This window comes from Vibrio sp. 10N.261.52.A1 (assembly GCF_002876325.1).
Classification (GTDB): Bacteria; Pseudomonadota; Gammaproteobacteria; order Enterobacterales; family Vibrionaceae; genus Vibrio; species Vibrio chagasii.
Map to the genome: position 1 here is coordinate 906 of NZ_MCYD01000261.1, position 391 is coordinate 1,296.

The 391-nt window shown below is 45.8% G+C and carries 1 protein-coding gene; it reads left to right on the top strand.

Annotated elements, in window-relative coordinates:
* Window positions 1-391: ATP-binding cassette domain-containing protein (locus BCT81_RS03390; RefSeq protein WP_133152515.1), on the top strand; the 391-nt coding region annotated here is incomplete at both ends.

The window sequence follows — 391 nt, forward strand, 5'->3', positions numbered from 1 at the left end:
GCTTCAAAACCAACGATGGAATCGTTGATGCGGTGAAAAAGGTTAACTTTACCCTTAAATCCAGCGAAACCTTGGCCATTGTTGGTGAATCAGGTTCTGGTAAGTCTGTCTCTTCTAACGCACTGATGCGTCTGCTTCCAGACAACGCCATTATTGATCCGCAGTCTCAAATTGAGTTCGAAGGCGAATCTGTTCTCGAAAAATCAGAACGTGAAATGCAGTCGATTCGTGGCGACAGAATCGGCATGATCTTTCAAGAGCCGATGACATCTTTGAACCCATACCTGCGCGTCGGTATTCAAGTGGCAGAAGCCATTATGTGTCATCGTAAAGTGTCGAAGTCTCAAGCCAAACAGCGTGTGATAGAGCTGTTTAATCTTGTGCACTTGCC